This window comes from Pyrococcus sp. (assembly GCF_030153625.1).
GTDB lineage: Archaea > Methanobacteriota_B > Thermococci > Thermococcales > Thermococcaceae > Pyrococcus > Pyrococcus furiosus.
The window spans coordinates 1-8,010 of record NZ_JASKLM010000065.1 but is presented as its reverse complement, the minus strand read 5'-3'; the positions used below and the strand labels follow the sequence as shown (position 1 = coordinate 8,010).

Below are 8,010 nucleotides of genomic sequence, written 5' to 3'. Positions count from 1 at the left end.
GTAAATAATGGTTTCAGACTTCATGTTCCCCCTTCTTTTTCTAAAGTACTGCCAGTAACTTAAACCTGACACCCCACAGCTTATCCTAACAGTATCAGTTAATAAAAGTTTATATTCCCTTCTCATTCTTAAGAACTGAAGGTGGCGAGATAATGGAGAGGGCATTTATTGAGTGGTATCCAAGAGGATACGGGGTTGCCTTTAAAATTAAGAAAAAAATTTACGAGAAATTATCTAAATACCAGAAGATAGAGGTTTATGAGACCGAAGGCTTTGGAAGATTGCTAGCTTTGGATGGAACAGTGCAACTCGTTACGCTTGGCGAAAGAAGTTATCACGAACCTCTAGTACACCCAGCAATGCTCGCCCATCCAAAACCAAAGAGAGTTCTCGTGATAGGCGGTGGAGATGGGGGGACTGTGAGAGAAGTGTTGCAACATGATGTAGATGAGGTTATTATGGTGGAAATTGATGAGGACGTAATAATGGTTTCCAAGGATTTAATAAAGATCGATAATGGCTTACTAGAGGCTATGTTAAACGGAAAACATGAGAAAGCTAAGCTTACAATTGGAGATGGATTTGAATTCATAAAAAACAATAGAGGATTCGATGTAATAATCGCAGATTCCACAGATCCAGTCGGGCCTGCAAAAGTTCTCTTTAGCGAAGAATTCTATAGGTATGTATATGATGCCTTAAACAACCCAGGAATTTATGTTACCCAAGCGGGAAGCGTGTATCTCTTTACTGATGAGTTGATTTCAGCGTATAAAGAGATGAAAAAAGTTTTTGATAGAGTCTACTACTACTCTTTCCCAGTTATAGGATACGCCTCTCCCTGGGCATTCCTTGTTGGTGTCAAAGGAGATATCGACTTTACAAAGATTGACAGAGAAAGAGCTAAAAAGCTACAGCTTGAATATTACGATCCCTTAATGCATGAAACACTCTTCCAAATGCCCAAATACATCAGAGAAACTCTTCAAAGGTTGTAATATCTTCCATAATACTGTTTCAATGCTTTTTGTCTTTCCAAAAAGTGGGTGAACAATAGGGGATCATCATCTTTTATGTCCACAATAACAGCCTCTCCTCCTTTTTTGGGCCTCAATGCCCTACCTATTGTCTGGATTGTCATTATATCACTCTTTCCTCCCCCTGCTAAAATAATTGCTGAGATCTCGGGTATGTCTACTCCCTCTTTTAAGAGGGTAGATACGAGTACTTGTATTTCTCCCTTCTTGTATTTCTCGAGTATTTCCCACCTATTTGGACTTTGAGAGCTTAGGAACTCAGCTTTTATTCCTCTCTCCTTTAACATTTTTGCCAGCATTTCTCCATGGTCTATCCTCTTTACATCAATCAGAACCCTATGTCCCCTCCTTACTAATTCAATAGCCTTTTCTATTATTGCTTTATTCCTTGCCTCATTTTCCATAATTGCTTCTTCGTAAAGTTCTTTGTATTTGTCAGCTAACGAGGGCATGTGGGATTGGTATTCTATTATTTCAAACTTCGGCTTTGCAAGAAAGCCTTCACGGATTAAATCTTCAGCCTTTACCTCGTAGATTATTGGCCCAACGACACCTTCAATTTTCATTTCTTCTCCCCTTAATCTTCTCCAAGGAGTAGCTGAAAGCCCAAACCTATAAACTTGAGGCAGGTTTACACCAACTTCGTAGAACTTTTCTGCGGCAGATGTTCTATGACACTCATCAAATAATACCACTGCATACTTTCTTTCAAATTTATCAGTGCCTCTCGAAAGCAATGTTTGAATCATGGCCACTGTTATAGGGCCTTCATACCACTTATTATCTCCTATTATCCCAGGATCTATCCCCAAAACTTCCTTAATCTTTTGAGCCCACTGGTATAGTAACTCTTTTGTGTGCACTATAATTAGGGCAGATAAGTCCAATTCATGAATTATTCTTAGCCCAACTATAGTCTTCCCACTCCCAACAGGAAGAGCTAAAACTCCCATTTTTTCCTTAAGAGCTTTTTTAACAGCTTTCATCTGGTATTTTCTTAGTTTGTATTTTTCGTTCCATGTGGAATTTAATTTTTCTCCTTCGATTTTCCTCTCGTCTTTTATTCTTACCCTGTACCCTTTAGAATTGAGAAACTTCTTTACCCTAGGCAAAAGTCCTACCGGAAAAGTATTTGTATAGGGATCATACAAGCTCTCTGCTTTGTTCCATCTTCCATAATCTTTCCTATATGAAAGTAAGTCATAAATTTGAAAATATACCTTTGGGTCTGCCTTCTCTATTTTAACTTTCGCACTACCTTCAGGTATCCTAAACACTATCATATTTCCTCACTACGAAGGGAAAGTTGAAGTGAAGGGATTTATAAAAATTTGCACAGTACATTCAAAAACATTTTAAGAAGTTTGGAAAATATTGTGCTTAGGTGATCCAAAATGGTCATGAGGCTTTCCAAAATCTATGGGAAACAGATATACACAACAAAAGGAAAGTACGTAGGATATGTTGATGAGGTTATAATTGATATTGATGAGGGAAGGGGAGAAGTAGTCCTTCTAGCTCTCCCCGGTGAAAGAGTAGGAGTTCCATATGAAAGGGTAACTGCCGTTGGGGACATAATACTTGTAGAAGCAACAACAGAAAAGAAAAGAATCAGTCAAGAAGGATAAAAGATTCCCCTTCTATATCTTCCAAGTAACTTCCTAGCCCTCCAACCTTTATTTTTTTGTTGTCTGTCTTCACTGTAATGTTGGCTGTGAGAGGAGTATATTCGTAATCAATAACCTTACCTTTAATAGTTACTGGCTTCTTTTCAGCTAAAGATCTCCCAATAACTTCAATATTTCTAGGCAATCCTGCCTGCTTTAGTACTGTAATAACAGTTCTAATGTGACTAAGCACCAAAGGCTTTTCTATTCTCTCGTAATTGAGGGGCTTTACTATTTCACTGTTGTCGAAGTACATTGTGTAGAACCAGTGAATGTAGTTTTGTATTAATCTCGCAGATTTAACCCAGAAGGAGTAAAATCTTTCCCTACCCTTATCTTCGGGTAATGTTCCAAAGAATAGAGCATAACTTATATCTCCTATAACCCATGTACCCAGAAGCCAAGGTGCTTGCCCACTTCTCGCTAAAATAACATTGTCTTTATTTTCTAGCCAAGAAGGGATTTCAGTAAAGTTGCTAATGATTATAATTAAGGCATCATTTCTTTTTTCTATCGTTTCCCTTAGATATTCAAGGAACTCATATGGAGTGTTTATCAAGATATCATGCTTCGCAGATCTGATTATATGCTGAGCCCTGTCTACTGTATTTTCAAATCCATGAACGGTCCATATTTCTGGCAAATCTTCTCCATGAGCTTCCCTATACAATTCTTGGAAAGCCTTTTTTAACCTCTCTATATCAGATATTAAATCTTCCCTAATTTTTTCAAGAACTATTTCTGGATTCACGGGAGCATAAAGTCTTGGAGTTCCATGCATTATATCAACAAAACCTTTCCTGGCGAGAGAGCTCAGAACATCGTAGATCCTTGTATGAGGTATTCCACTCTCTTTCGTCACATCTGTAGCCTTGCTGGGGCCAAGTTTTAGAAGGGTCAAATAAGCAAGACTCTCATACTTAGTCAATCCGAATTTTTGAAGTTTTTGTAATATCTCTTCCTCAAGCATCAATATAAACCCCCCGTTAGTTTTACCTTCAATCTACATAAGAGTGTCGAAAGTATGTATAAGAGTTTTGGCATAATTCCAAAACTATTTATACTCTCTATCAAATCCTTGATTAATGGAAGCCCTAGCTGAGCTCATAAAAAGAAAAGTTCCCAAGGAAGGGCTAATAGTAGAAGTGGGGGTCGGTTTCTATCTAAAAGTAGCTAAGAAGCTAAAAGAATATGGACTCAACGTAATAGTTGTTGATATAAACAGGGAGGCCATAAGAAATGCAATGAAAGAAGGAATTCCTGGGTTTGTAGATGATATCTTTAATCCAAACCTTAAAATCTACCTCAAGGCTGGAGCCATTTATTCTATTCGCCCAAATCCAGAAATAATGAGGGCATTACTTAGTCTTGCCAAGAAGATTAAAGTTCCCCTCTATGTTGTGCCACTTTCTGGGGATGTTCCTCCAAGGGAGATGAAGTTAATTAACTACAAGGGAATAAGTGTATATGTGTGGGAGCCATGATAGTTAAGGAAGTCTTTGAGATTGCAGAAAAAATAAAGAATATGGAAATTAGAGGTGCTGGAAAAATTGCAAGGGCTGCCGCGGAAGCTCTAAAGATTCAAGCTGAAAAATCTAAAGCAAAAACAAGTGAGGAGTTATGGGAAGAGCTGAAAGAAGCTTCTAAAATCTTATATAATACGAGACCTACAGCGGTATCTCTTCCAAATGCCTTAAGGTATGTAATGTATAGGGGCAAAATAGCATACACTTCTAATGCTGACTTGGAGACTTTAAGATATACTATCATAAACGCAGCAAAAGAGTTTATTCATAACTCAGAAAAGGCTATTGAGAGGATTGGAGAAATAGGGGCAAAAAGAATTGAAGATGGAGATGTTATAATGACACACTGCCATAGCAAAGCCGCAATTAGCGTGATGAAAACTGCTTTTGATCAGGGAAAAGATATTAAGGTCATCGTTACTGAAACAAGGCCAAGATGGCAAGGAAAAATTACTGCGAAGGAATTGGCAAGTTATGGAATTCCTGTAATCTACATAGTAGACGGGGCCGCTAGGCATTACATGAAGATGACCGACAAAGTTGTCATGGGGGCCGATTCAATAACTGCCAATGGGGCTGTAATAAACAAAATTGGAACTGCATTGATAGCGTTGACAGCAAAGGAACATAGAGTTTGGGTAATGATAGCTGCAGAAACTTACAAATTCCACCCAGAAACGATGCTAGGGCAACTAGTTGAAATTGAAATGAGAGACCCAACGGAGGTCGTTCCAAAAGAAGAATTGGAGACCTGGCCAAGGAATATAGAAGTTCTTAACCCAGCGTTTGATGTAACTCCTCCAGAATACATTGACGTGATTATTACAGAGAAAGGCGTAATACCTCCATATGCAGCAATAGATATCCTTAAAGAGGAGTTTGGATGGGCATTTAAGTACAGAGAACCATGGGAAGACTAACGAAAGGTATTTTAACTTTGTTTGTTTAATGTTTAATGCCCGGGGAGAACCGCCGAGGGCGGAATCGATGAACTTGGGCGGGTTAATACCCCCGCTTTTTTGAACATGCTGGCTCACTTATGCTGTCCAAAAGACGTTTAAATTCTTTGATGAATTTTTGACATCATAGATAAAACATTTCAAGGAAAATTTACAAATGTAAACCTAAAAATCAGCTAATACCGAAAGTTTTATATTTAATCGTCGGAAAATACCTAGTGAGCAAATATGTTCAGATGATCATACATGAGCATGAAAAGAGGTGAAAGGATATGGAAGAAATTTTGGAAAAGAAACTTGAAAGTGGTCCTCTTAATTTTGAGTCTTATTTTTCTGAGAAAGCTCTAAAGATGAAAGCCTCAGAAGTTAGAGAATTACTTAAGCTTGTAGAGACAAGTGATGTTATAAGCTTAGCTGGTGGATTGCCTAATCCAAAAACATTTCCCAAAGATATTATAAAAGGCATTTTGGAAGAAATCATGGAAGAGCACGCTGATAAAGCCCTTCAATATGGAACCACAAAAGGCTTTACCCCCCTTAGACTTGCTATTGCCGAGTGGTTAAGAAAAAGATACAACATTCCAACTTCAAAAGTTGACATAATGATTACAAGTGGATCCCAACAAGCTCTCGACTTAATTGGAAGAGTCTTCCTTAACCCAGGAGACATAGTAGTTGTTGAGGCTCCAACTTATTTAGCAGCACTTCAAGCCTTCAATTTCTATGAGCCCCAATACGTTCAAGTTCCTCTAGATGATGAAGGAATGAGAACAGATATTTTGGAAGAGAAGCTCAGAAAGCTAAAAGCAGAAGGGAAGAAGGTTAAGCTCGTATACACCGTTCCAACATTCCAAAACCCAGCAGGAATTACAATGACAGAGGAAAGAAGAAAGCACCTCCTAGAGCTTGCAAGTGAATATGACTTTATAATTGTAGAAGATGACCCCTACGGTGAGCTCAGGTATTCGGGCAAGCCCGTACCAAAGATAAAAGCCCTAGACACAGAAGGAAGAGTTCTCTACCTGGGAACTTTCTCAAAGATACTTGCCCCAGGATTTAGACTTGGATGGATAGCAGGAGAGCCTCACTTTATAAGAAAATTAGAGATTGCAAAGCAGAGTGTTGACTTGTGTACCAATTCGTTTGGGCAAGTTGTAGCGTGGAGATACCTGGAAGGAGGTCACCTTGAGAAACACATTCCAAGGATAATCGAATTCTATAAGCCCAGGAGAAATGCTATGCTTGAAGCTTTAGAACAGTACATGCCCGAAGGTGTCAAATGGACTAGGCCAGAAGGAGGTATGTTCATCTGGGTAATACTCCCAGAAAAAATTAATGCCACGACAATGTTAGAGAAAGCCGTTAAGAAAGGAGTTGCATACGTCCCAGGAGAGGCATTCTTTGCTTACAGAGATGTAAAAAACACAATGAGGCTCAACTTTACCTACGTAGATGAGGACAAGATCCAAGAGGGAGTAAAGAGGTTAGCAGAGACTATTAAGGAGGAATTATAATATAGCCTTCTCAACTGTTCCCATTTTTTGGAGTGTTTGTGAGTTTTAGTGAGCTTAATCCCCACCAGCCAATTACGAAAGCTGAAGACGAGTGGACGTCCAAACCTAAGTTCCCAGCTAACTCTCGTCCCAATTTTGAAGAACCAGCAAGATTCACCAAGTAAACTTCAAACAACTCCTTTTTAGCAAAGTTCGATGCCTTCCGATTTCCTCTCCTTGAGGTCGTTACCCGTCCGTTTCTCCTTTTAATAATTCCCAAATCCTCAAAGAACACGACTTTAACACCGTGATGATATGCATAGTCTAGCAAGCAAGCAAGAGCCTTTAGCCTCAAATCTTTCGCCTTTTTCCTTGAAAAACCCGGAGAATTGACTTCTGGAAAGTGTTCAACTTTAACATCTCGGATTATACTGTTCTCATCGAGAACAACCATATTAATTCTATCGGAATTCAAATCAAACCCTGCGTAGAGATGTCCGCCGTTCACTTTCCCGTAATACCTCAGGCAAACATCAAACGGCACTTGAATATGAATATAAACTTTTCCGTCCTTCAAGATAACTTGGGCACCATACTTGAACTTCTGAGCCTCAAAAATAATGGGAAGAAATTTTTCAGCGGTTTTCAGTTTAAAGTTCAGCCATTCGCCGTTTGAACGGATTTTAACTTTCAACCCATTAATCCTAACGTTTCTATTTCCATTCTCGTTTTCTTTTGGCTTGCTGATGAGAAACTTGGACTTCAGATGAATGTGTTTTGGATTCCCTCCGCTTCGCTCTGCACCTTTACGGAGCATTTTCGCATAATCCCAAGCACTGTCGGAATACCACCAGTTGTTGAGAATCAGTCGAGAAACTTCTTTCACACCCTCGCTCTTCTTAACACCCTTAAGCTGGAGTCTTATCGACAGTTCGACAGCTTTCTTAAATTTTTCTGTTAAAAGGGCAAGTTTTAGATAGTCTTCCTTCTTTTCTGCTTCGAGCGTTGCCTTGATAGTAATGTAGTTCACTTCTGCTTTTCGGAGTTTTCGTATTTTTCGAGCCATAATTCAATCGTCTCTGTTATCGCCATTCCAAGAACTCCTTTCTTAACACCGTAAATTTCGAGGATTTTCTTCCGGAATTTAACCTCCAACTCGTCTGGAATTTTTACGGTTATGACTCCCATTGTGTTCACCAAAATACTTAAATACTTATTTACTTAAATAGTGATATTGTCAGGATAACTGGGGCATCACCTCCTGAAGCCATTCAGTAACATCACCAGGCGGATCACCAAAACTAGAATGAATTCTGACAAAATTATAC

The 8,010-nt window shown here is 38.9% G+C and carries 9 protein-coding genes and 1 pseudogene; 5 read left to right on the top strand and 5 right to left on the bottom strand.

The genetic code is table 11. From position 1 onward, the window contains the following. The first annotated feature begins 152 nt into the window (after positions 1–152). Positions 153–998: a polyamine aminopropyltransferase gene (speE, locus tag PWP39_RS09220; RefSeq protein WP_011011239.1), complete on the top strand. Its 846-nt coding sequence runs from the start codon at positions 153–155 to the stop codon at positions 996–998. Here speE and PWP39_RS09215 read toward each other — a convergent pair. Continuing rightward, a complete protein-coding gene (locus PWP39_RS09215) occupies positions 986–2,320 on the bottom strand; it encodes a DEAD/DEAH box helicase (RefSeq protein WP_011011238.1) in 1,335 nt (444 codons plus the stop codon). The genes speE and PWP39_RS09215 overlap by 13 nt on opposite strands. Positions 2,321–2,431: 111 nt before the next feature. On the opposite strand from PWP39_RS09215, the gene PWP39_RS09210 reads away from it, so the two are divergent. After that, positions 2,432–2,665 (top strand): PRC-barrel domain-containing protein, encoded by a 234-nt coding sequence (locus tag PWP39_RS09210; RefSeq protein ID WP_011011237.1) that lies wholly within the window; start codon positions 2,432–2,434, stop codon positions 2,663–2,665. On the opposite strand, the gene trmBL1 is transcribed toward PWP39_RS09210, so the two are convergent. After that, positions 2,649–3,674, bottom strand: coding sequence for an HTH-type sugar sensing transcriptional regulator TrmBL1 (gene trmBL1 / locus PWP39_RS09205; protein WP_288073522.1), 1,026 nt, complete (start codon positions 3,672–3,674; stop codon positions 2,649–2,651). The genes PWP39_RS09210 and trmBL1 overlap by 17 nt on opposite strands. Before the next feature lie 115 nt (positions 3,675–3,789). On the opposite strand from trmBL1, the gene PWP39_RS09200 reads away from it, so the two are divergent. The 3 genes from PWP39_RS09200 (at position 3,790) to PWP39_RS09190 (ending at position 6,703) form a co-directional block, all read left to right on the top strand. After that, complete coding sequence (locus PWP39_RS09200; RefSeq protein ID WP_288073521.1) at positions 3,790–4,188, top strand: UPF0146 family protein; 399 nt, start codon at positions 3,790–3,792, stop codon at positions 4,186–4,188. After that, positions 4,185–5,150: a ribose 1,5-bisphosphate isomerase gene (locus PWP39_RS09195; protein WP_288073523.1), complete on the top strand. Its 966-nt coding sequence runs from the start codon at positions 4,185–4,187 to the stop codon at positions 5,148–5,150. Before PWP39_RS09200 ends, PWP39_RS09195 begins: the two co-directional genes overlap by 4 nt. A 311-nt stretch (positions 5,151–5,461) precedes the next feature. Continuing rightward, complete coding sequence (locus PWP39_RS09190) at positions 5,462–6,703, top strand: aminotransferase-like domain-containing protein (RefSeq protein WP_288073520.1); 1,242 nt, start codon at positions 5,462–5,464, stop codon at positions 6,701–6,703. 10 nt (positions 6,704–6,713) lie between these two features. Here the strand turns inward: PWP39_RS09190 and PWP39_RS09185 are convergent, their stop codons facing one another. The 3 genes and pseudogenes from PWP39_RS09185 to PWP39_RS09175 form a co-directional block, all read right to left on the bottom strand. Next, entirely contained in the window at positions 6,714–7,712 is a 999-nt protein-coding gene (locus PWP39_RS09185) for an SSO2105 N-terminal domain-containing protein (protein WP_288073519.1), read from the bottom strand. Further along, positions 7,709–7,870 carry a hypothetical protein gene (locus tag PWP39_RS09180; RefSeq protein WP_288073518.1) on the bottom strand — a complete coding sequence of 54 codons (162 nt, stop codon included), beginning with the start codon at positions 7,868–7,870 and terminating at the stop codon, positions 7,709–7,711. Before PWP39_RS09180 ends, PWP39_RS09185 begins: the two co-directional genes overlap by 4 nt. 49 nt (positions 7,871–7,919) lie before the next feature. Next, a pseudogene (locus PWP39_RS09175) lies at positions 7,920–8,010 on the bottom strand (IS6 family transposase); the annotation flags it as partial.

Coding starts and splice junctions, on each gene's coding strand:
- speE (WP_011011239.1), top strand. CDS start 153: ATGGAGAGGGCATTTATTGAGTGGTATCCAAGAGGATACGGGGTTGCC.
- PWP39_RS09215 (WP_011011238.1), bottom strand. CDS start 2,320: ATGATAGTGTTTAGGATACCTGAAGGTAGTGCGAAAGTTAAAATAGAG.
- PWP39_RS09210 (WP_011011237.1), top strand. CDS start 2,432: ATGGTCATGAGGCTTTCCAAAATCTATGGGAAACAGATATACACAACA.
- trmBL1 (WP_288073522.1), bottom strand. CDS start 3,674: ATGCTTGAGGAAGAGATATTACAAAAACTTCAAAAATTCGGATTGACT.
- PWP39_RS09200 (WP_288073521.1), top strand. CDS start 3,790: ATGGAAGCCCTAGCTGAGCTCATAAAAAGAAAAGTTCCCAAGGAAGGG.
- PWP39_RS09195 (WP_288073523.1), top strand. CDS start 4,185: ATGATAGTTAAGGAAGTCTTTGAGATTGCAGAAAAAATAAAGAATATG.
- PWP39_RS09190 (WP_288073520.1), top strand. CDS start 5,462: ATGGAAGAAATTTTGGAAAAGAAACTTGAAAGTGGTCCTCTTAATTTT.
- PWP39_RS09180 (WP_288073518.1), bottom strand. CDS start 7,870: ATGGGAGTCATAACCGTAAAAATTCCAGACGAGTTGGAGGTTAAATTC.